23 protein-coding genes are annotated in these 22,849 nt (G+C 36.3%); 13 read left to right on the plus strand and 10 right to left on the minus strand.

Going from position 1 to position 22,849, the window contains the following annotated elements; translation table 11 throughout:
* Positions 1–529: 529 nt before the first annotated feature.
* From GF111_RS22020 to GF111_RS22050, 7 genes are all read right to left on the minus strand, one after another.
* A complete protein-coding gene (locus GF111_RS22020; RefSeq protein WP_020239708.1) occupies positions 530–796 on the minus strand; it encodes a hypothetical protein in 267 nt (88 codons plus the stop codon).
* Positions 797–886: 90 nt separating this feature from the next.
* Complete coding sequence (locus GF111_RS22025) at positions 887–1,291, minus strand: H-NS family nucleoid-associated regulatory protein (protein ID WP_047730327.1); 405 nt, start codon at positions 1,289–1,291, stop codon at positions 887–889.
* 154 nt (positions 1,292–1,445) lie between these two features.
* Positions 1,446–1,913: a DUF4756 family protein gene (locus tag GF111_RS22030; protein WP_047730328.1), complete on the minus strand. Its 468-nt coding sequence runs from the start codon at positions 1,911–1,913 to the stop codon at positions 1,446–1,448.
* Between the two features lie 221 nt (positions 1,914–2,134).
* Positions 2,135–2,428, minus strand: a complete 294-nt coding sequence (locus GF111_RS22035; RefSeq protein WP_049015192.1) for a hypothetical protein — start codon at positions 2,426–2,428, stop codon at positions 2,135–2,137.
* Between the two features lie 367 nt (positions 2,429–2,795).
* Positions 2,796–2,957, minus strand: a complete 162-nt coding sequence (locus GF111_RS22040) for a hypothetical protein (RefSeq protein WP_154235535.1) — start codon at positions 2,955–2,957, stop codon at positions 2,796–2,798.
* A gap of 12 nt (positions 2,958–2,969) precedes the next feature.
* A complete protein-coding gene (locus GF111_RS22045) occupies positions 2,970–3,761 on the minus strand; it encodes a hypothetical protein (RefSeq protein WP_047730329.1) in 792 nt (263 codons plus the stop codon).
* On the minus strand, positions 3,758–4,327 hold the full coding sequence (locus GF111_RS22050) for a replication/maintenance protein RepL (RefSeq protein ID WP_001548721.1): 570 nt from the start codon (positions 4,325–4,327) through the stop codon (positions 3,758–3,760). The genes GF111_RS22045 and GF111_RS22050 overlap by 4 nt, the downstream gene beginning before the upstream one ends.
* 1,220 nt (positions 4,328–5,547) lie before the next feature.
* Here GF111_RS22050 and GF111_RS22055 point away from each other — a divergent pair.
* From GF111_RS22055 to GF111_RS22085, 7 genes are all read left to right on the plus strand, one after another.
* Entirely contained in the window at positions 5,548–5,781 is a 234-nt protein-coding gene (locus tag GF111_RS22055; RefSeq protein ID WP_047730330.1) for a hypothetical protein, read from the plus strand.
* Positions 5,782–6,385: 604 nt separating this feature from the next.
* On the plus strand, positions 6,386–6,952 hold the full coding sequence (locus GF111_RS22060) for a hypothetical protein (RefSeq protein ID WP_047730331.1): 567 nt from the start codon (positions 6,386–6,388) through the stop codon (positions 6,950–6,952).
* A 15-nt stretch (positions 6,953–6,967) separates the two neighbouring features.
* On the plus strand, positions 6,968–7,519 hold the full coding sequence (locus GF111_RS22065) for a lipoprotein (RefSeq protein ID WP_047730332.1): 552 nt from the start codon (positions 6,968–6,970) through the stop codon (positions 7,517–7,519).
* Between the two features lie 9 nt (positions 7,520–7,528).
* Positions 7,529–7,804 (plus strand): hypothetical protein, encoded by a 276-nt coding sequence (locus GF111_RS22070; RefSeq protein WP_047730333.1) that lies wholly within the window; start codon positions 7,529–7,531, stop codon positions 7,802–7,804.
* 153 nt (positions 7,805–7,957) lie between these two features.
* On the plus strand, positions 7,958–8,578 hold the full coding sequence (locus tag GF111_RS22075) for a hypothetical protein (protein ID WP_032260063.1): 621 nt from the start codon (positions 7,958–7,960) through the stop codon (positions 8,576–8,578).
* Between the two features lie 531 nt (positions 8,579–9,109).
* Positions 9,110–9,310, plus strand: coding sequence for a hypothetical protein (locus tag GF111_RS22080; RefSeq protein ID WP_016240050.1), 201 nt, complete (start codon positions 9,110–9,112; stop codon positions 9,308–9,310).
* Between the two features lie 21 nt (positions 9,311–9,331).
* The gene (locus GF111_RS22085; RefSeq protein WP_016240051.1) at positions 9,332–9,835 is read left to right on the plus strand and encodes a hypothetical protein; all 504 of its coding nucleotides are present in this window, start codon (positions 9,332–9,334) and stop codon (positions 9,833–9,835) included.
* 26 nt (positions 9,836–9,861) lie between these two features.
* On the opposite strand, the gene mobQ is transcribed toward GF111_RS22085, so the two are convergent.
* Positions 9,862–11,373: a MobQ family relaxase gene (mobQ, locus tag GF111_RS22090; protein WP_032730747.1), complete on the minus strand. Its 1,512-nt coding sequence runs from the start codon at positions 11,371–11,373 to the stop codon at positions 9,862–9,864.
* Between the two features lie 861 nt (positions 11,374–12,234).
* On the opposite strand from mobQ, the gene GF111_RS22095 reads away from it, so the two are divergent.
* The 6 genes from GF111_RS22095 (at position 12,235) to GF111_RS22120 (ending at position 17,716) form a co-directional block, all read left to right on the plus strand.
* Positions 12,235–12,717, plus strand: coding sequence for a hypothetical protein (locus GF111_RS22095; RefSeq protein WP_023157160.1), 483 nt, complete (start codon positions 12,235–12,237; stop codon positions 12,715–12,717).
* 943 nt (positions 12,718–13,660) lie between these two features.
* A complete protein-coding gene (locus GF111_RS22100; protein WP_001548709.1) occupies positions 13,661–14,170 on the plus strand; it encodes a hypothetical protein in 510 nt (169 codons plus the stop codon).
* Positions 14,171–14,196: 26 nt separating this feature from the next.
* On the plus strand, positions 14,197–14,718 hold the full coding sequence (locus tag GF111_RS22105) for a hypothetical protein (RefSeq protein ID WP_001548708.1): 522 nt from the start codon (positions 14,197–14,199) through the stop codon (positions 14,716–14,718).
* An 83-nt stretch (positions 14,719–14,801) separates the two neighbouring features.
* Positions 14,802–15,125, plus strand: coding sequence for a conjugal transfer protein TraD (locus GF111_RS22110; protein ID WP_001548707.1), 324 nt, complete (start codon positions 14,802–14,804; stop codon positions 15,123–15,125).
* Between the two features lie 335 nt (positions 15,126–15,460).
* Entirely contained in the window at positions 15,461–16,024 is a 564-nt protein-coding gene (locus GF111_RS22115; RefSeq protein ID WP_071845384.1) for a type 4 pilus major pilin, read from the plus strand.
* A gap of 156 nt (positions 16,025–16,180) precedes the next feature.
* Complete coding sequence (locus tag GF111_RS22120) at positions 16,181–17,716, plus strand: prepilin cleavage protein (protein ID WP_370633508.1); 1,536 nt, start codon at positions 16,181–16,183, stop codon at positions 17,714–17,716.
* Positions 17,717–17,842: 126 nt separating this feature from the next.
* Here GF111_RS22120 and GF111_RS22125 read toward each other — a convergent pair whose 3' ends face one another.
* Together GF111_RS22125 and GF111_RS22130 are read right to left on the minus strand one after the other, a co-directional pair.
* Complete coding sequence (locus tag GF111_RS22125; protein WP_047730335.1) at positions 17,843–20,803, minus strand: type III restriction-modification system endonuclease; 2,961 nt, start codon at positions 20,801–20,803, stop codon at positions 17,843–17,845.
* Between the two features lie 9 nt (positions 20,804–20,812).
* Positions 20,813–22,714 (minus strand): site-specific DNA-methyltransferase, encoded by a 1,902-nt coding sequence (locus tag GF111_RS22130; protein WP_047730336.1) that lies wholly within the window; start codon positions 22,712–22,714, stop codon positions 20,813–20,815.
* Between the last annotated feature and the right edge of the window lie 135 nt (positions 22,715–22,849).

Here is a 22,849-nt window from a genome sequence, read left to right on the forward strand (position 1 = left end):
TATCTAAAATGTGTTACCGGAATGGATTCCGGTAATACGTACTCTGACTATATGAGGTGAAACTAGTTTCTGATGAAGTGACCTATTAGCGAATAAGCAAGTGAATTTTTGGAACACACTTAAAAGTTAATAGCCAGTTGATAAGATATTTTTTAGTATTAAAAACCACTTGTATCGAAATTTATGAAACCTATTTTCGATTTTTAACTTAATTGACATGTTAATGAACAATGTTATATGTAAATAATAAAGTCTGATAAAAAAATAAATAAGGTTCATATAAAAAGACTTACTCTTTTTAGTAGAAGACTGAAGGGCGCTTGTGAGAGGTTTTCAATTAGTAACTATATAAGAAAGGAGGTTTCAATGAAAAAAAGAACAGTAAGATTCTTGTCATCACTCAAAGATAATAAATTATATCGATACTTTGATGAACACTTTAACGTTATTACATGCATTAGTGTCATATTTGTCATTGTATGGAACATCTACTTTTATGCTTAAAACCTCCCTTGAGGGAGGTAGACTATTATTTAATAGTGTTATACTGAACATCACTGACTGGGTTTTTACTCTTGGAATAATCTACTACAGAAATACCAACCAGAATAAAGTAAATGACTCCAGCAACAATAAGAAAGAAAAGTAGTGGTTTTTTGAGAGCATCATTTTCACCTTTTCTGTTCGGGTGCTTTTTGTTCCAACCCCATAGGATTAAATTTACTACTACGAAAAACAGAAAAAAAATTGCAGATTTTGGGTGATCTGAATAGATTATATCGAATAGGTCAGTCATATCTTTCTCATATTCGTATCGTAAGAATTAAAGTGAAGAGCATAGCCGACAATATTACATTGGCGGCTTTTAATAAAAAATGTAATGAGATTAAATCTGGAAATCTTCCAGTGTTTTACCTGCTTCAATAGCAACAGCGATCACTTTAGGAGTACGGCCCTGACCCGTCCAAGTCTGTTCATTACCGTTTTCATCTGTATATTTGTATTTAGCAGGGCGTGGAGTGCGTGTCGATTTGGTTTTAGGCTTAGTGGAACCTACCGCTGAAAGTAGCTCCGCAGGATCGATACCATCTTCTAACAGTTTCTGGCGGAAGGCTTCAAGCTTAGCCTGACGTTGTTCTTGTTCTTTACGGATGGCACTTTCTTCCTCACGACGATCTTCAACGATTGCTGTTAACTTTTCCAGCATCTCTTCCAGCGTTTCCAGATCAGTTTCACGAGCCTGTGCGCGAAGTGTACGAATATTGTTCAGTTCCTTTAATGCTTCACTCATACTATGCCATCCTGTGTTTAAAATGGGAGATTGAAATGGTGTGCAGTATTGTCTGATGATCGATTTAAAACACACCAACATATTAATAATATAGTAAATATTAGCATTAAAGCAATCTATTTGAACCATTTCAAACGAAAAGCGGAGGACTGATTTATAGGGCCATTTTTCGTCGTAGTTGACTTGATGGTTCGAACTCTGACGATATGTTAGAGAGTTGCTCAAGACTCTGTTCAACAGAACGTTGGAACTCAAGAGCAGCTTCTGTACGCTGTTTTATGACGAGAGCGAAGAGTTCATCAGGTGTTTTTTCTAATAAAGTTTTTCTGTAGAGCATGGATTCCTGAACCTTCTCAAGGCTCTTGGATGCAAGAGCCGAAGCATGGCTAATAGGATTAAGTTCTTCAATAAATTTATCGAGCAGTGATTTTTTCTTCCTGTCTAATCTCAGAAGTTCGGTATGCGCCGATTTAAATTTTTTTGCTTCAATCAAGGGTGAGCCATCGGTTCTTAGCCTGCGATATTCCTCTCTGTATTCAGACATCGTTGGATATTTTTTTAATGCTTTGATGGTGTTCAGATACTGAATTAAATCATCATTGTCTAATTTTACTTTCCTCATATATACCTCGTAAATAAAACAGTGGATATATTTATATTACGAGATATAGTGTAAGTGTCAAATATAACCGGGAAATAAGAATGATAATATTCAGATGAAAACTATATTCTTTCTTTTTGATCAACATCTTCAGAATAATCAATAAAAATGCCATCTTCTGAAACAGAGATGAGATTTATCTCATCGGAGAAAGTGTTTTTCATGGCTGGATATTTAAAAAATTATTTTATTTTGTTTTTCATTATTTTTTCGACTTCTTTTTTTTGTGATGTAGATAAATTCCTTTTAATCTCTTTCATTTTGTTTTTAAAATTAATATTATCTCTTTCATCATGCAAGGACTTCATTTTAATATATGCTTCGTCACTGAAAGGATTAAAATTATCATCTGTTTTTTCATCTGAGCAAGGAAAAAGGAAACTTCTGTTAAGATAATCGCGCCTAAGCTCATCGTAAACTTTACCGCCATCAATAATTGTTTCATTTTCCTGTGCTTTTTTTATATAGTCTTTCATGTTATATTCTCTAATTTTAGTTAATCGGGTATATATTATATATTAATATATAAGGGATAAGTGTCAAATTTAATGGAGAGGCATGGATTTAATTATCTATTTTTCTTGTCATGTCTCTATAATTTAGCCTTGCTGAATAACCTCGTTCAATAAACTGTGTTTTATCGTAGCTATAAAGATAATCTGCATCGATTCTTCCACAAGACTTACAAAAAGAGTATTCCCATCTCAAGTTGCATTTCTTAGAAACAGAAAACCTCTCTGTCATTTCTCTACCACATGAACATTGCATGTTATTTCCTCCACTAGAATTATTTCGACGTGTATATCAGATATATTATTTGCGATAATTACCGAATTCATTAAATTAACATTTTGAATTCAGCCGTTTTGCATTTCCATTTTCAATTCTTTTATAACAATCAGCTACTGCCTCGGCAGCCCATTTTCTTTCCTCAATAGAAAATGGATGATTATTACCTTTTATGCCTTTTAAATCAGCACCATTTTTATCACAAGAACATTGCATATCATAACTCTCTTAATTGTTTTTATAGCTTTCAAAAATTAGTGTTCCAGAAAGATCATAAAGTTCAACCTTGCCGACTTTACCTTCATCATTTTTAATGGACATTCGTATTATTCTGGAGTCATGATATTTTTCTAACAAATCAGGTTTATTGGCTAGGTATTTTGCTATTACAGCACGGCTTTTTATATAGTCATAGCTTGAACATATTGTTCTTTTGAACTCTAAATCAGTGAGGCCACTTTCCATGATCTTTTTGGCAATGAGTGATTTCAATGGACGCTCAAATTCCTCACGCTCCTTACGCTTTTGCTCCTCTTGTTGTTTACGTCTTAGTTGGTTGAGTAAGTTAATTTTATCTCTTTCTAGTTGTAATTTTCTCTCTTTATCTTGAATGATGTTTTTAACTACGGATGATGGAATAACTTTGATATTATTAGACCAATATCGATATGGATTATGCATCTGAATGCTTTCTACGGTTGAGCGAATTTTATCTACATTAATATTTTTATCAAAGGAAACAATTCGGGCATTACCATTTTTTGAGATGAGTTTAGACGTGTTCTCAAGCTTCGTATCATTTTTTAAATTAAATGACTCTACAATAGCGTTATGTTCTTCATGATAGAAGGATTGTTTCTTACTATCAATATAACATCCAAGATAGTAATTTAGACTAAACTCTTCGATACCAAATGTTTCCTCAAGCATAGTCATTTGTTCAGCTAAGATGTCAAGTATATCGGTTTTTGATAATCTATCATGCAGTTTTATTTCGAGTGAGCCGGGTAAGTATTTCATTTCTTCACCTTATTATTACTGGGTTTATTAGAGTTACTGCTGGAAAGATAATATGTTTTCATAAATGTTAAACGGTCGCCATTAAACATATAGTCTGGATTAATGAAGTAATAGTTCTGTATCATGGTCTCTGCAATAAACTTCTTGTCAGCAAGTTCTTTCATGCCTTTGAAATATGTTGTTCTGGATATTTTTACGACATCTTGATCAACAATATCGTATGACATCAAAATAGTATCAGTATCCTTATTATCTCTGATAGCAAGATAAAGGATCTTGAAAACTTTTTTACCCGATGAAGACAGTCCTTCAATAGCAGATACTCCGTCAACATAAAGTTTCACGAACTGTGTCTTATCAACCTCCATAGCCTGATAGAAACCGCCATTACCAACTTGCTCTCCAGTATTTTCATTAATTAATGCTAATCGATCTTTTCCTGTAGTAATACGTCTGACTCCAGTTTTTGTATGTAGACTTGTATCATTAAGAAATGGGTTTTTAGTATGACGTGGGAGACCTCTTCTTGATTTCTTTACTTCAGTTTGTATCTTATTTTCTATCATGGTATTTACTCCTTTATTTTTATAGTTATACATTTAAGTAAATACTATATTTTGCGTGCAAGTCAATACTTAAAGTTTAAATTTTTTAAAATAACTAACACTTGATGTTTTTACTTATGAAACTTGTAGTGCTACATAATATATATAAATAACACTTTATCATTTTTATTTGAGAATACTTATCAACTTAAGTACCGGGATTCGGGACTTTAACTCCCGGATGTCGGTACTTGGTTTTGAGCTATAGCTGCCCTGAGAGCATTTTCCTTCTTCATTATTCAATTAGTGAAGTTGAGAACAACTATGCAGAGGCATTTCAAGGGTATAGTTTAACTATTTATTGCATTGGTTTTCTCTCTTCAATTTATATCTCAGCGAAGTGATTGTTTGAAACAATCACTAAGCGCTGCTGATATCTTATTAAAGTTGAAATTGTTTCCCATTTACCTCATAGCGACTATCGCCGCAATTATTCATGGATAAATCCATCATCAACAGGGATGAACCCTGTTCCAGCAATGTGATTGTTTTGAACAATCACGAAGTGCTGCTATGGAGATATAGTTTTACTATGCGTTTAAGAGCAAATGCTATAACCTTGATTGATTCCTCGTTAATATATAGATAAGGGGCGGAGCCATGAGCGAAAGATCATAAGAAAAGATCTGTTTTCAATATGAGGTTTTAATTAATTTCAAGGAAAAGCTAGCGTATATAAAATCTTAAGAACTAAATCGAATATGAATTGATAAGATTAATTATACTATTATTAGGTCAGCGGCTACTGCCGCAGTTCTTTATGGATAAATCCATCATTAACAGGGGCCAGCCCTGATCCAGCAATGTGATTGTTTTGGACAATCACTCAGTGCTGCTATTGAGGATATAGTTTTCCTATGCGTTTAAGAGCAAATACTATATTTTTTAGTGCTAATACTGTTATGAAATATAGGATCTAAAATATTTAATCATGAATAAAAGAATAGATGTTGATCCTTTTGGCTTTACCCTAAAACATAGCAAGGACTATTGTTAAATCGTTAAATATATTTTACAGAGTTAGGGCGTAGCCGTGCGTCAGCACATGAGCGTTAGCTCATAAGAGAAATATCTTTTCAAAAGAATAAGAAAAAACAGGTAAAACGTTTATTATATGAGTTAAATTTGATTTTTACCGATTCGATATGGTATTAAATAATAAAAAAGAAGGAAAATAATGAATGAACAACATTAAGATTATTACGCTCTTTCATACAAATAAAAAAATACCATTTATGACTTGTATTGTTGAAGATGTTGAAGAGAATGAACAAGGAATAAAACTAACTTTGCAAAATGGTGATAATATCCATGTCAAAGATTATGACTATTTCTTCTTATCAGAATCAGCACATGAGTGTGATCAGGAACGAATGATTAATACATACAGAAGATTGATTTCTGAACTCAGCTAAGTTAGCGAAGAAACAATAGAGTCCTTAGTTCCGAAGATATCGAATAATATGAAAACCAATTTCCCGGCAAGTGGTGTGAGTGCTTTGGAAGATGATTGAAAAGTCTGAATGGTAGCTACCATTCCATATGAAACAGTATATTAAAACATGCGTTGCATACAGGTTTTTACAACACCATATCTGAAGATAGCTACATTACCTGAGATCTAACAATCCCTGTCTGCGTAATGGTCGACAGGGTATTATCTGTTCCGACCTATACCTTTCTATCTCCATCCATGTGCAAACAGCTACTGACATGGCTCTTCGTGTACATTACACCTCTTATTGATCGACATAAAAGATCAATAAGCTGCATTTGATAGATTTTAACTATCAAATTAGCGTCAATTGATCGGCGTTTTAATTGTTTATATCGATCGATTATAGATATATGATAGTTTTTATCTATCAAATGATTTGAATTCGATCGATACAAACGATATGACGAACAGAAAAATAAATTGAATCCTATCAATTGATTAATGCTTTTTTACAGCCCAGAGAGACCAACCTATGGGTAGGGCTGTCTTTGACATAAAGTTTCCACACATTGGGGATAGATATGAAATTACGGATAGTGATGCCTCTACTGCTGTCTGCTGCCGCACTGACAGGATGCCAGCAGCTCAACGATGGCGTGAATACAGTTAATGGAGCAATCAGTTCTTCGTTGTCTTCAGTAGGTAAAACGCTGGGGGGAACTGCCACCACTCAAAGCCTTGGCTCGGTATCGTCTGTATCTGGCCTTGGTGCTGTCTGCAAAGACTATGAAGAAAACGCAATGGCAGCAGAGAAAAATTGGACGGGAAAACGGATCTCAATCGCAAATGCGACTGTTCTTGAAGTTACGAAAGGCAGAAGTGCCAGCGATATGATGACGGGGATGCCTAAATCAGCCCCTAACTATTATCTGCTCTTTAAAACAACCGATACCAGCTACTGCGGCGGGATGGTCTGGCTGGATTACTACTCTGGTATTGATGATGCCGTTCTTACTTACAAGAAAGGCCAGAAAGTCAGCGTTACCGGAACGATAAACAATTTCGAAGTCCGTGGGTTCGCTACCGTCAACAACGCCGATATGCCAGTTCGTCTTGTTGTTCTGAGAAACGGCACAATCAACCATTAACTCTGGGATAACACTATGCGTAAATTTTTACTCGTGGCGGGTCTTGCTGCTCTTGTATCGGGATGCGGTGAAAAAGGGGATTTTGAGAAAGCGATCAACGCAAAAATATCACAATCAAAGCTGTGCTACTCCCTGCAGGACAACGACATTGTATTTAATAAAGGTTTTCCGATTAAGGTTAACCGTGGCTACCGTTCTGCCGGATACAGTGCCAGTGATGAAATCCTTAAAGGACTTGTTGAACAAGGGCTGCTCACTGTTTCACAACAGGCAAATGGCTTTAGCAGTGTTGATGTTCTGGAAGTAACAGACAAAGGCCAAGAGGTTGAGTTTTGGGATCGTAAAGATGGTGCCTGTGTTGGTCATCGTGCGGTTGCTGAGATAAAGGAATGGACTGAACCGGGAAACGGTAATCAGAAAATTGTTCGCGTGTCTTATACATGGAAGTTGGCGGATGTTCCTGCATGGGTGGACAAAAAAGCGTTCTCCAGCGTCAAGGGTATGAATGAACCTGAAGACGGCATGATTAATCTTGTTAAAACCAGCAATGGCTGGAAAGCGATCTAAGGGGCTATCATGGAAAACAAAACTATTCAGTGTCCTTTTTGCCTAAAAGAAAGTCAGAGAGGCGTCCATGTCTGCACCGGCTGCATGGCGACGGTTCTGTATGGAACCTACCCCGGCTGGTATGCTTTCGTGGTTATATTATTGACCTTCGGCCTGTCTATACTGATCGGAATGTCTGCAGGAATGGCTGGGGCGACTATTAGCCTGCCAATAATTGCGGCTGTTGGATTTATAGCTGGTAAGGCGATATTCTCTGATAATGTTGTGTTCAGAAGAAGGATGTAATTTAACTTATGTTATTCTTAAAGCCGCATCGTTTTATGACGATGTGGCTTCATGTACTACCAAAAATGGGGAGCCTGATGATTGTGTTGTACTATTGTAACACTTAATATAACATTATATTGCTTACAAATTTCATGAAGTTAAGGTAGACTAATGAATGATAATAATGTAGATAAAAATAGTGTTTCTTTATCATGTCGGGATGAAAAAAAGAAAATTGGTGATGTGAACCTGAAAGGCATTATTGACGGAGTTGAAATTAACTGTACTGTTGATTTGTCATTTCATAAAGCTAAGGAAAGTGAAAATGGTGAAACAAAAAAAGAAGTCCAAATATTAACGAAAGCGCAGTGGGTGATCTATTTTATTCTACCTCTCCTTGTTGTTATAGTTGGCTTTTTTATTGATTCGTTTATAGATGCAAGTCATCACCTGACTCTTTTTATATCACCACTGGCATTTGGTATTATAATACATAAGATGGTGATGAATAGTTCGAATGTGAATATCCATTATTTCAAAAAGCTTGTTGATACAACGGGATTGGTTTCTTCAACGTTAAGTGCAAGTATTCTAATATTCAAAACGATTAATGTTGAAAATCCATACATTAGTATGCTGGATTCGTTGAAAGATGCTGGAGTGTTCAGTTCAATTATATTTTATATTATAATGGCACTCGTGTATATTGTTGTCTGGATATTTGCGACATCGATAACTATTAAGTTAATGATCACATATGATGAACTAATAGCAATGAAGAATAAAGCCTAAGATAAGAGAGGCGGTGTTTTATACCGCCTATTTTTTCATAAATAATTTGTAGTTTTTGAATAGGGGGAGAAAAATAATCGTAGTAGCTAACCATAAAGCCAACGTTATGCCACATAACATCGATAGTATGGGGATGTTTTTATTTCCATTTATGAAATATATTAAAGAAGTACCTATGGTAGTTATAAGCGTCAGGCAGGATAATAAAATGTATATTGCCATTGGATAATTTATCTTTTTCATGTTTCACCTTTGGTATTGGATTTTTTTAATTTAATAACATATAAAAACAATCCGTCAAGGGAATTGCTCATAAGCTACTCTTCCAGATAACGTGCGTAGATACGCAGCTAATAACCACAATTCTCGGTTTCTGAGCCATCAGGATTGAAATTCTTAGAGTTGGAATATCTGAGTTACGCTTCATTAACCTGAAGCTGCATGAGTGTATATCACTTTAGGAAACTGTATAAATAATTGACAAAAAGAGATTTTTGGCTTAAATTTATTTAAGAGTGATAGGAGGTTATTATGTTGAGTTTAAAGCCTAAAGAACATGAAATGCTTCTCAAGCGTGGTGAGCACATTGACGAATCGGACCTGATCAAAGCACCTGTTTGTGATGGCACAAGAGAAGAGCGTTTACAGTCTCTTCTAGAGTGGCAACGTCAGGTTGCAAAAACAGTTCTTGGTGAAGAGCAAGAGGCTACCCCTCACCTTTTTTATAAATAATCTATTATACGTTAATTTACTATGCCTGCTATCGTTTATTATCATCCTGATTTTATTAGTGGTAATTATAGAGGAGAGAAATTTTGTGATTTCTCACTCTTGACTAATGATCTTACTTCTAATTGCGAAGCTGGTCTTTTAACACTATTTGTTCTTGATGTAGAAGATGGAAAACTTCTTCGAGGGAAAAATAAGCCGTCTTGGACTGATACTAATGGTGATGAAATATCAATCCTTATAGGATATAAAGCAGGCGGTCATTGGCATTATCATATTGGACCATATGATCCTAACTCAACATCTACCCAAGCCAAGATCCGTGATTTAAATATATCTGGGGCAACATCTGCAGCAGTTATTCATTACAGATGGTATGACCCTACAACTAAGAAAAAGCTAATAATACTATCTTTTGGTCCGAAACACCGTAAATTTCCCAAAACCAGAGAGTTGCCTAATCATTTGACTTCTCGGGGTGGGCTTATCAGCTTTGGTAAACTAATCAAAGCTATAACTGATAAATGATATTATAGTTTCATTCTGTTATAGCTCTACGAATCTCTACTTCGTAATCCCGGTGGCCTGAACTTTGGATAGCTATCCTTTCCCATCTGCTCAAGTGGTACAGACGGGGTGAGATTCTCACTTTGATTGTGTTCTGCCTGATCCTGCTTAAGACGGCTTGGGAAACGGGTGATCTCGTCAGTCGTTGGCTTGTAGTCATCTTGGTTAAACTTAGCTCGTTTCTCATATTCAGGGCGTAGAACATGACGGCCTAATACCTCATCAAAGACATAGTTTTCAGCAATACGTTTATCATGTTCTTCACTGATAAGATCATTTTGGGATTTGTTTGCTTTAGCCCATACAAACTTCTGCTTAAAAAAATCTATGACAAGAGTTGTGAAGCGTTTAAAAATATTATCCTGACGTGGAGTAGTCTTATGCTTTCTTGCACGGTCAGGGGCGCTTCTGGATGCCCTGTTTGGGTTTTGAGAGGTGGATGTTTTCAAAATAGTATTTGTTTCATAATCAGAAATACTGACCGATGGTTTCTTACCAGCAACAACCTTACTGACTTTGGATTTATCACGATAGGATTTAACGCCACGCATACGAGTATGAGGAGCTGGTGCTACCAGTAAAGGTCTTTGTTCGTCATTTGTAGAAGAGCTGGATCGCGTTTCAGGTAAAACAATTTCTTCTGGTTCAGCAAGATGTGTAATCGTGAAGCTTCTGACATCAACGACGATTTCAAGATCAAGTTCGCTGAATGTTTTGTAGACTTCAACAGCTTCTTGTTTAGCAGCGTCACGAACAGCCTGTTCTGCTGCTCTTTGCTCTTGTGCTGCTTTACTACGCCATTTGGCACTATGGATACGCTTCATTGGAGGACGGTTTGTTTCAGCGGCTTTAGCAAGCCATAGTGCTTGTTCTTCATTGTCCAGAGCAGCCGCCGCTTTTTCTAATGCCTCTTCGTGCTGGGCTTGAAGGGAACGATGATCAATACGTTCTGGCGAACCAGCAGCAGCGAGGTAGCTGTTCGCCATAGATGCCCATGATTCACGCCACAACACAGACATTTTTCTGTCATTCCAGCTTCTTTCTTTTTTACCAAACCCTTCCGGGCCAATGGTTTTTAACGTCAACATAACGTGAGCATGTGGGTTGTCGCTATCGAGATCATGGAAAGCGATATCAGCAATCATACCTTTATCAACGAAATTTTTCTGACAATACTCAAGGACAAGTTTTTTCTTTTCATCATTATTTAACTCGGTAGGAATGGAAACATCGAAATAACGGGCTGTTTGACCATTGTTCTGGCGCTCAACTTTTTCCACTTCATTCCACAATGCTGTAGAATCTTTTACGATGTGTTCTGGTGCGTTAGCTGGAGCTAATATGAAGTGCCCATATAAATCAGTACGGCGACTGTAATCATACGTATCACCTGTTCTTTCATCTGTTATACGTGTACGAGCATGATAGGCAGCCTTCGCAACGGAAGACCTGCCTTCTGAACGTTTCACAATTTTAAAATCAAGATGAAAAATAGCCATACAATAAAAACAACCTCAATATAAGTTTAAATATCAAACCAAAATATAACTCCCCAATGCGACTATGCTGGTTTTAGTTTTTCGCAAGAAAAACTCTGGTGTTGACGTTGACCTTGTTTCCGAAGGAAACGGTGTTAGCCTGCGGCAGGCAACCGTCGGTAGACCCCACACACTGCGTAGCAGTGTATAGGTGGGCATTGCTTTATTTTTATATCTCCTAAAGGAGCTAAAAATAACGACAATGTTTTAAGTTTTTCTATAGTTAAATAATAACTCTAGTTTTACAGACTGTGAAATTAACAGGGCTAGAATCGGATAAACGGTTGAGGTAGAGTAATAATATTGAATGTTTTGGTTTTAGATAGCGCCCGTAAGGGCAAAAGTAGTTTAATTAGTCTCCCGCCGTAGGCGGGAACGTGAATTTTATTAAAATTGAGTTGAAAATCTTTAGTTGATAACTGAAATTCCTAAAATAACAGACTCTTTTATGTGCTGCACAAATCACAGCTTAGTTATGAGAAATAGAATGGATATTAACAGGTTAAATGAAAAGCACTAATATGTAAAAATAAGTAACGCGGAGAGGTCTGGTTTTGAAAGCTAGGTGGATTTTACATATCATGTTTTTAAATTTCATTATTTCCAATATTCCATCACTTTTAGTTTAATTGGTCTAAACTGTTTTATGTGAGTGAGCGCTAGCAAGGTATGAGAATAAAACCCATGATTGGAACAAACCATCATTAATAGGGCAAGCCCTATTCAGCATAGTGATTGTTTATGACAATCACGAAGTGCTGTTTTTGACAAAAGCAAATAAATATAAGAAGAGTATTATCTATTTAGCTGAGGGTGGATAAGATGAGTGAATATAATTCAAATAATAATGAGAAGAAAAACAAAAAACAACTTGAACATATTAATCTATGCATTACACGAGATTTTTATTTTTATGGTAAGTTTTACGATGAGCTAAAAGGTATCATCAAATCATATAATGATGAGATAATGGAAATCAAAAGCGATATAGGCGAAAAAATATCTTTAAGTCTTTTGTGTGATCATGGTGATAACATTAATAGCGAAATAAAAGAGGTGATGGATGATGCTGATATATCATTTAAAACTGTGACTGAACGTTTCAGAGAGAGTGTTTTGGAAAAAATGATTAATTGGCTAGATAGTGGGAGGATTGTGCATTCTGACGTTCCGATGATTATTACAATTTTTCAACAGGAAGTTTATGGGTTCAATTTTAGAAAATTAAAAATAAGATCATATATAAATGACGGGTTAATTAAGAAGTTCGGTAAAAGTATTGATCATGGGATGGTTAAATGGTAGAAGGCTCAGGCTGCGAAAAAGAGAATATGATTGGCTATAGCTCAATACATAATAATTTGAAAGCTATGTGTGGAAAATATTTTATTGATTATTATTTGACAAATAAAAAATGTCGATGTAAATAAAATGAAGATACAAAAAAAGCCAACTTATCAAAGTTGACTTTTTAAGGACTAAAAAAGTTTTGCCGACTTTTGAAGCCTTGTAATCAGTTAAGAGACAACGTGATTACAAATATAATAAAGTATTAAATAATCTTTTCATATTTGTCAAATCTAAATCGCAACTTTTTTACAAGCCTTTCAAATACCATTTCCAAAAACATTTTAGTTCTCGAAAGCAATAACGTTAAAACCTGCTGTATCAGGTCTAAGAATCTTTGGACATCATGTGTTAAAAACTGTTTTGTTCTTAGGTTATTGTAGGTGGCATATAAACGGGGGGAAGTCGGTAGCCACCAACTTGAAGCGTTCATCTAAAATCTATAAAGCGGTAGTATAATTTTCTTTAGTAAAACGAGAAAATGCTTTAAATGATCATGATGTATCCGTAGGAGTCCGATGGGGTGTCCCAGTAATGGAAACGTGCTGGAACTCAATAGCTACGGTGAGAATCGCCAACCTGCGAACCTAAAAAAAATATTACAATAGTATTTTTTTACGGGGGGTTAGGGGGGTGAAGCTTGCAGAAAAACTAAGTTTTCCTGACGGAAAACTACTACGACTGAAAGTCGCTATCTAAAACCCCAGAACCTAATCTAATAAAATTCTAGTACTACTAGTACAAAAAAATAATTTTAAAAATATCAGTAGGTAGGTGCCATTTCATCAAGGCACTAACGAAAGATAAGTAGGCTTATAAATTAAATATGGTGCATGGATTAATTTGAGTTTTTTGTTTTTTAATTGTATTAATTAAAAAATATAAATAAAAAGGTAATGATATGGAAAGTAAAACAAAAAAACTAAGAATGGGATGGATACAAAATCTTACTGAGAATGAAAAAAAGATAATAGATGATTTTCTGGAAGAAGCCACTAAGTTAAAAGGTAAAGCACTAAATAAAAAAGAAAAACAAACTGTCAAATTTATTGCTCGTGATCAAGTCCGCTCGATTAGAAAAGAGCAAAAATCAAAAAAACAAAAGAAGAGTAAAGTTGATATGGAAAAAAAAGAAGATGAAACAATTAATACCATATCAAATAATGCGGATGAGCAAGGAAGATTAAAGATACTATCAGCTAAAGAAAGAGATTTTATCAATAATGCCATATATGAAGAAATGAAAATTAAAGGTAGAAAGCTTGTAAAATGTGAAATGAAAGAAGTTTTAAAAATCGCTCGAAAAAAGATCCTCAACAATCGTATATCTTGTCAGATCAAAAAAGAAAGAGACAAAGAACGTCATGCAGTAGTGTTTGAGTGGAAAAGACCAGAAACCTTCCGTCGTTAATCGGATATAATAATAGTGAGGGATATATGAATAAAACTAAAACCAAAACAAAAAACTTGAAAGAAAGTGAGTTTATAAGATATATAGAAAACAATCCTGTTGTCTCAACGGCTTTATGCGAAAAATATGGAATATCTACTGAAACAATTGCCTATGCTTTATATGTTCACAGCAATAGTTTTTTTCTTAAAAACGACTACGTTCAGGATGACATTCACTATGATATAGTTAAAAATAATTTAATAATAATAAAGCCCACGCTCAAACAATATTATAGAAGAACAAGGCAAGTGGATTATAACGGATGTACTTTTTTATCAGGTATTAAAGAATATCAAGACTATTGTATTTTGTTGACGCTTTGCTGCTATCATTGGATAGCTGATGTATTTACTGTCTATGATCATAGTGAAGGGAGCCAATTTGTTGTTGATGTTGCCAATGATCTTCTGAAAAGGAGTATAGATCATTTTTCAGTAGAGCATGAAAATGTTATCAACTGCTTTAACATTTTAAAAGAAAAGTTCCCATCGTATAAAAAGAAATAATAATCCAATTTTTCAAATATCCTCATTGACTAACATATATATAAGAAATATATATGTATCATGGAACTATAAGAGGATAGAAAATGAGTGATATTTCAGATAAAGAGCAAACCAGAAAGAAACCACGAATAAAAAAGACACTGGAGCAGCAATTAGCATCTGCTCAGATGCGTTTAAATCGTTTGCAATATAAGTCTAAGAAAGAAGCTAAACAGATAGAGACACGTCAGAAAATAATTTTAGGGGCTGAAGTTGCCAAGGCTCTTGATTGTGATGTTTTTACGGTGGATAAGGATCTTGTTTTAGGTATGCTACTAGAGATACCCCACCTACATCCAGATGATAAAGAAAGATTTAAAAGAAACGGAATGTTATTTCTGGCTAGTATGAAAGGCCGAAAAACTTAATGGAATATAGAAGTCATTGTATAAGTATAAAATGTTATATGTATTCAACTTTCATTGAATTAAATTTGACATTATTTTATATTAATTGTATTTCATTTTATCATCACAGATGAATAACTCCATATTCAAATCTTGTAAGCTGTGGTGGTATTTAATAAAGTCATGGGGGTATCCTCCCGATAAAGCGACCGTAAGTGAACACGGTCTTTTTATTTTCTGTTAAGTAATCCGCTTATCGGCTACTTTGTATATAATATTTTTTAAGTGGTTGCGTTTATTTTTAAATTTATTATTTTCTTTATATCATTTTATTAAACAATGGAGATATAAAGGAAATGAAAAATACAGTATTAATTAAAAAAATAAAAAGTAAAAAAGGTTTCTCACTTTTAGAACTATTACTTGTTCTTGGTATTATCGCAGCGCTAGTGGTAGCAGCATTTATCGTATATCCTAAAGTGCAAGCATCACAACGTTCACAAGCTGAGAGTAATAACATCGCAACAATCCAAGCTGGTGTTAAAGCCCTTTATACTTCCGCTTCAAGCTTTACTGGTTTGAATAACTCAGTAGCAGTTCAAGCGAAGATCTTCCCTGACAACATGTTAAGCGGTTCAGGTAACTCTGCAACACCAATCAACGCATTCAAAGGTGCTGTAACATTAGGTGTAGCTAACACTGGTCCATCATCAGCAGCAGGTTCTTCTTTCACAATTACTTATGATAACGTACCAGCAGCAGAATGTACTAAGATCATGACAGCAACAGCAGGTAACTTCTACATTGCTCAAGTAGGCTCTACAACTGTTAAACCAGCAGGTGGAACGCTTGACGTAGCGGCAACAGCAGGTGCTTGTTCTGACGCTAACAGTAATACATTGATCTTCACTTCTATTTAACAACAATGTTTTAATAAATTATTTTTTTTGGCTCCTTATTTAAAGGGGCCTTTTTTATCATTTATTGGTTTTTATTCTTCTATATATAGTTCTTCTTTCATCTTGATTTTTGTTTGTTATTTGATAATTAATTAATACGTGAAAATAAAAAGGACGATGAAAATGAAAAAAGGATTCTCTTTACTAGAATTAACTCTTGTTTTAGGTGTTGGGACGATGGTGGCTTTTATGAAGTTTCAGGATATGAAAAATGAACAGGAGAGTATAATGGCTTCTACTGTCGGTCAACAAATGAAACAGATCGGTGAAGCAGTTAATGGCTATATAAATATCCGTTATGATAAATTATCAACCTTATCCAATGCTGCCGGAACAGGAACCGATCCGGGACCAAGAACCTGTTCAGGTTCAGTATGTGAAATTACTTACCAGACATTGATTAATGAAGGTTTACTACCTTCAGCCTATACAGGCACTAATGCTAATAAATCCTCGTATAAAATCATATTAAAACGTGATGGAACTACACCTAACTATGTTATTAATGGTCTTATAACGACATCGACGGCATGGATTGAAGGCGGTAAAACACGTTATGATTTATTAGGGAATGCCATGCAAATAGCGGGTATTGATAGCGGAATGACCAGAACTACATCAAATGCTTTTGGTTATGGTGGTCAATGGTCAGAAACATCTGCCAATTTCAATAATATTACCTCTGCAGGGCAATTAGCTTTCCGTGTAGGATTTAATAGCGCGTTATATTCTATCTATCTCCGTAGAGATGGAACCTTACCCATGACCGGAAACCTTAATATGGGTGGTCAAAGCGTTTATAATGCTCAGAATATAACTGCGAATGGAACAACTACAACAGGAATATTAAAAACTAATGCTGCTGCTACAGTTGGAACAACATTAAATGTAGCAGGCGTAACTACTTTAAGATCTGATTTAAATGTTTATGGAAATGGACAAATATATGGTAATTTAAACTCAAGTAATACCGTTTCTGGAAAAACTGTAATATCTCGTGGCGATACCTATACTCAAAACTGGTTCAGAATATTAGGTGATGGAGGTCTTTATTTCGAGAAATATGGGGGAAGATTAACCATGCTAGATGATAACACTATAAGTGCTGGAGAATCTAACCTTAAAACTAATTCTGTATTATATGCAACTGAAATTTCTTCTGGTAATATAAATTCTGCTGGAACAGTAACTGCTGAAAGAGTAGATGTTGTTGATTACGTATGGGCATCAAGAAAGATCAGCTCTAACTATGTTTATTCTACTGGCAATCTTGATGCTGATGGTCAAATAAACGCTAATACATTTGTTTATATAAATGGAAAAGCGAATGTAGGATGGGGATGTTCTCCTAATGGATTACAGGGAAGAACGTCAGAAGGGGCTATTTTATCTTGTGTTAATGGTGTATGGAGAGGATCAACAGGAAGTCCAGTAATAAGAACAGCATCTGCCTCTGCTTATCGTTTCCCCGAAGCTGTTGCTTCTTGCGCTGGTTCAGAAAAAGTTGTAGGTGGAGGCGGTCAATGTAATACAGCAGAAGGATATGTTTGGTTAACGGTCTCCAGACCTAATGGTGATAACAGTTGGTATGCAGGATGTGATACAACTAAAAATATTACAGCTACTATAACTGTTTATGCTATATGCCAATAATATTAAAAACTAAACAAATGTAATAAAAATTAAATAAACAAGATTTCTATTAACTCACTGAATCTATTAAGCACGGATATTCTTATGATTTTTTAAATGGCCTCCTGAAAGGCCATTTTATATAGTTTAGAGGCTACCCATTATTTCTGTAAGATCTGTAGCTCTAACATATTTTGCTGCATTACTCTGTTCTTCTTTTAGGGCACTAAAATGCGCAGTTCCACAGGCTATCTTCGCATCTTCTTCATGACCAAGACCAATGTGTTTACTTTTTGTCTCTACAACAAAGTAAATATGTTCTTCACCATTGTCTTCAATAACTAAGGCCCAGTCAGGATTGTAGGTTCCCAGTGGAGTCGGTATTTTAAACCAACCGGGAAGCTTCACATAAAGCTTAACTTCATCCTGTTCTTCGAGTTCCTGAGCGAAACGGCCTTCGACTTCAGAATCTTTAGGAACGTATTCGTAAACTGACTTAGACGAGGTTTCAAAAAGATTACGGGCATATCCTGTTAGCTCTTTATCCATAAAGAGACTTTGCGCATACACCTCGCCTTTTAGTGGATAATATTTAATACCATCAACAATTGACAGGCGTTTGCAGTAGTTGATTCGGCCTATAGCTTCACTGATAAACTGCTGTGGATTTTTAGCAAAATCAGCGAGTCTTCCACTCTCTTTAAGGATGGTGCATAAACTGCGTCTTGTCAGGCCCGTTTTTTCCTGTAGAACACCAAGAACATCTGGCAGTGGCTGTTCTTCAACATCAATAACAGAGCTTGTCGTTCCCTTTGACTGAGCTTCAACACCAAGACCTGACTGGCTTTGTTTTATTGTGGCTTTACTGAAACTGACCATTGCTTTTGCTACAGGCTGCATTTCAGAAAGTGATTTCGTACAGGATTTAATCAATAAATCTTCATCAAATGCCAGACGATACAATGTTTTTTGACTAATGCGCTGCCATAACGCTTCAAATTCCGGGCTGTTTAAGACCTCTTTCCGGTATTTGATTACTTTACGCTCATCAGCATTATTTATATTGAGTCGTCCTGATGATTTACGCAGGATAGATTCAATTTGCTCCTGAAGGGGAAGGAACTTTTCGCTAACAGTAAAAGTGCCATCGAAAAGAGTCTCTTTCAGTGTTTTGGTGATTTTCCCGGTTTTTTCCAGATAACCTTCAGCATGTAGTTCAGACCATATCTCCTGTGAAGCGATGATACCTACAACTTGTGAGGAATCAGAGCATATCAGATGGGCAAACGCATCTTTTTCGACGATGCCAAAACGGATGCCTGTTTCGTTCTCAATTTCAGACTGTAAGCGCTCGGCGTAGGCTTGATAATTTTCACTGGCAACTACAGTCAGAATGTTAATGCTGTCATCACGAACACGTTCACCCTCTTGGTTAACACACAGGCGAAGACCACGCCCTAATGTTTGACGACGTTCTCGTTCACTTCCCATCTCTCGAAGGCTACAGATCTGGAATACATTGGGGTTATCCCAGCCTTCTTTCAAAGCAGAGTGTGAAAAAATAAATCTCACCGGATTAGAGAAACTCAAAAGCTTCTCTTTATTTTTCATGATGAGGTTATAACCGCGTTCCGCATTTTCGCGGCCTGCATTATTGCTTTCGGTTGTTTCAGCCCACGCACCTTTTTTATCAATGGAGAAATAACCATCATGAACGTCTTTAGCATGTTCTGGATGAGAAGGGAGTAAATCTTTATATGCAGGGCTTTTGATTGCTTTAAGATATTCTTCCTCAAAGATACGGGCATATTCACCCGGTTCACGTTGTCCTTCTTCAGTGAACTGACGGTAGAAATCAACCTTATCGATGAAAAACAGGGTAAGAACCTTGATTTGCTGAGTATTCAGGCGAAGTTCTTTATCCAGATGTTCACGGATTGTACGTCTGATCATATGACGCTGGATGAGCATAGGGTCAATATCCCCCACGACATCACCGACTTTCATATAGTAGGTATCAGAAGGTGTTTCCAGTGTAAGATAACCCTCTTTGCCCGTTCGGATCTCGCTTATCCGGTAACCCTGATAAATATCACGTCCTGTTTCGTCATCAAGTGTCATACCGTCATATACGGTAATCTCTGAACGATCTACGTTCCCTTTTTTATCGGCTATATCAACAAGAACAGTACCGCTGATAACATTTTTCTTACTATTAATACTGACCAGTTTCACATAAGGGCTGTTGCTTGCATTCTGGACTTCAAGCCCGGCAACCTCGATCTGTTTGACCAGTTTTTGGTTGTAAGCATCAATGGCGTCAAGGCGGTACACCATATGATGTTTATGAACATGTGTTGCTGAATAGCGTAAGGTGAACATGGGGTGCATAGCATCAAGTGCGGTTTTACCCGCACCGTTCAAGCCACCATCAACACTTTGCGGTTCATCGACAATAATAATTGGACGTGTAGCACGGATTAAATCAATGGGCTTATCCAGATCGTCCACAGTTGTTTTTTCACTGGACTGATAGAGCTTGTTAACATCTTTTTTGTTAATCGCACCCACAGTCATTACCATGATCTGCATAACAGAACTGGTTGCAAAATTTCGAACATCCGCAGGTTTTGCCGAATCATACAGATAGTATTCGTATGGAACTCCCGCATACAGGCTTTTGAAATGTTCTTCAGTGATTTGTAGTGTTTTATAAACGCCTTCCTTGATAGCAACTGAAGGAACCACAATAATAAATTTACTCATGCCATAGCGTTTATTTAGCTCCAGCATGGTGCGAAGATAAACATACGTTTTACCTGTCCCTGTTTCCATTTCGACAGTAAAATCATGACTGTCAAGGACAGGTGAAGGTAGAAGCTGGTTTTTTAACTGAACATTGTTCAGATTTTTAAGCAGTACATCATCTTCGGGTATTTGTGGGTTAACAGGCATTGAACCCGTTGCGCCTTCAAATGAGAGTGCACCCTGAGCTGGGGCCAGCACAGTCATTTCGCTTTCCCATTTCTCTTGCCCTTCAAACAAATCACAGACCGAAGTTATGGCGTTTTGCTGATAGGTAAGGTCAGATTCAAAATGTAGTTTCATCTCATTCCCTTACAGGCTGTGCAGGTTAGTCAGGCCATGTTGTTCCAGAATGGCGCAAAGATTTGTTTTAGCAACGTTATTTTCAAATGCGTCATCAAGGAAATAGCAGACCGTATCTTTGCCAGCTTTTAAACTCTTATGCCAGTCAATGATCCCTTTGGTTAGTGCCTCAACAGAAGAGGCAGGGATTTGACGGGTAAAGCAGGTAAACAATTTTCCACCGTCAACACAAGAAACGGTTAATCCATCAAACTGACGGGTTTCAATGTTAACACTCAAGTCAATGCCACGCTTTAGCATTAACTCTGTGAGCAAATCTTCTTCACTACGGCCTTCAAGGATTGGGCTTACATAGGCATCAATCTGTTCTGAAAGGGTTTCTGCTGTGGCTTCCCACGGACGGATATTAGATGTATCGAGTTTAAACACACGAAAACCGGTATCTCCATTCCAGTCTGGATTAATTGCTTTAACCTTATTACCTGCACGGCGGAGGCGTTCTTTCGTTAATTCAGATAGATACAATGGCTTATCAAGCTCTTCGCAGAAGTAGATTGCAGAAAGATCTTCCTTATTGCTTTTAGATAGTGTTTCAGGGAGTTGAACCAGAATGAACTTTCTATCTTGTTTATCCGTCTCGTTCAATTCGTACACTGCTTGCCCTGTAGTACCACTTCCCGCAAAAAAATCCATGATAATATCATTTTCTTTGGTCGCTATTTGTACAATCCGCTGTAGCAACCTCACGGGTTTTGGATTAGGAAATGGTGAACGTGTGCTATCAAATAGTTCTGCTAACTGTTTTGTACCTTCATCTGTGTGCCCAACATGCTCAAATCCCCAAAGAGTTTGTGGAGGAATAGTGTCTCTCACCTCTGAGCGAAATCTTTTTAGTCGCGGCTTGTTATTACCATCTTCGCCAAACCATATTCTGTTATCAGAAATTAACTCTTCAATTTTATCCTTGTTAAATCTCCAACTACTACCAGCGGGAGGATAATGTTCCATCCCCGAGGGGGATGTGATACCAAAAACTGCATAATCTCTGACTTCAGTTCTGAGAAGATTATCTGAAGCCCATACACCCCTAGGGTCATTATCTAAATTCTTGTATGTTGATTCTTGTTGCTTACTTCTTGGTAAGCCGAGTATTTTTGATTGGTCTGATTTTTTGTAGCAAAGAATATAGTCATGTGACTCTGAAAAGTTTTTTGAATCTGCTTTTGTGCTATATTTTTTTTGCCAAATAACATTGGCAACAAAATTTTCTTGCCCAAAAATATCATCGCACATTAATTTCAAGTTATTGACTTCATTGTCATCAATGCTTAAAAATATAAACCCATCCTCTTTGAGAAGATTTCTTGCAAGTTTAATACGTGGATACATCATATTCAACCAGTCTGTGTGATAACGCCCACTGGTTTCTGAATTAGAACTTACACGCACGCCATCTTCTGTTTGCCCAGTAATCTCCAGATAATTTTTCATATTATCTTGGAAGTTATCAGGATAGACAAAATCTTTACCGGTATTGTAAGGAGGATCGATATAAATAAGCTTAACTTTTCCGGCATAACTTTTTTGAAGAAGTTTTAACACTTCAAGGTTATCACCCTCGATCATGAGGTTCTTGGTGTTATCCCAATCAACGCTTTCATCTTTACATGGGCGTAAGGTGCCACGGGAAGGGGTAAGAGCAAGCTGACGAGCCTGACGCTTACCATGCCAGTTCAGGCCATAGCGTTCTTCTTTGTCGTCTACATTTTCACCCAAAAGCTGCTTTAAAACCTCAAAATCAACACTGTCTTCATTAAAAGCTTCAGGAAACAATGATTTAAGTTTGGTGATGTTATCGGCAGTGATATTCATTGATTGCAGTTCGGGCATTTCAGGCGAAAGTTTGTTCATTGACCATTCCACGTATCTGTATCAGGTTACTGTGTGATGGGGGATATTTTACGGTAAATAGTGCATTTCATCAATGAACAGTGTGCTACAGATTTCTTTTTAAATCATTATGTTAATGCATTTATTGAATGTCCT

It is taken from the genome of Serratia sp. HRI (genome assembly GCF_010119335.3).
In the GTDB taxonomy this organism is placed as follows: Bacteria; Pseudomonadota; Gammaproteobacteria; order Enterobacterales; family Enterobacteriaceae; genus Serratia; species Serratia nevei.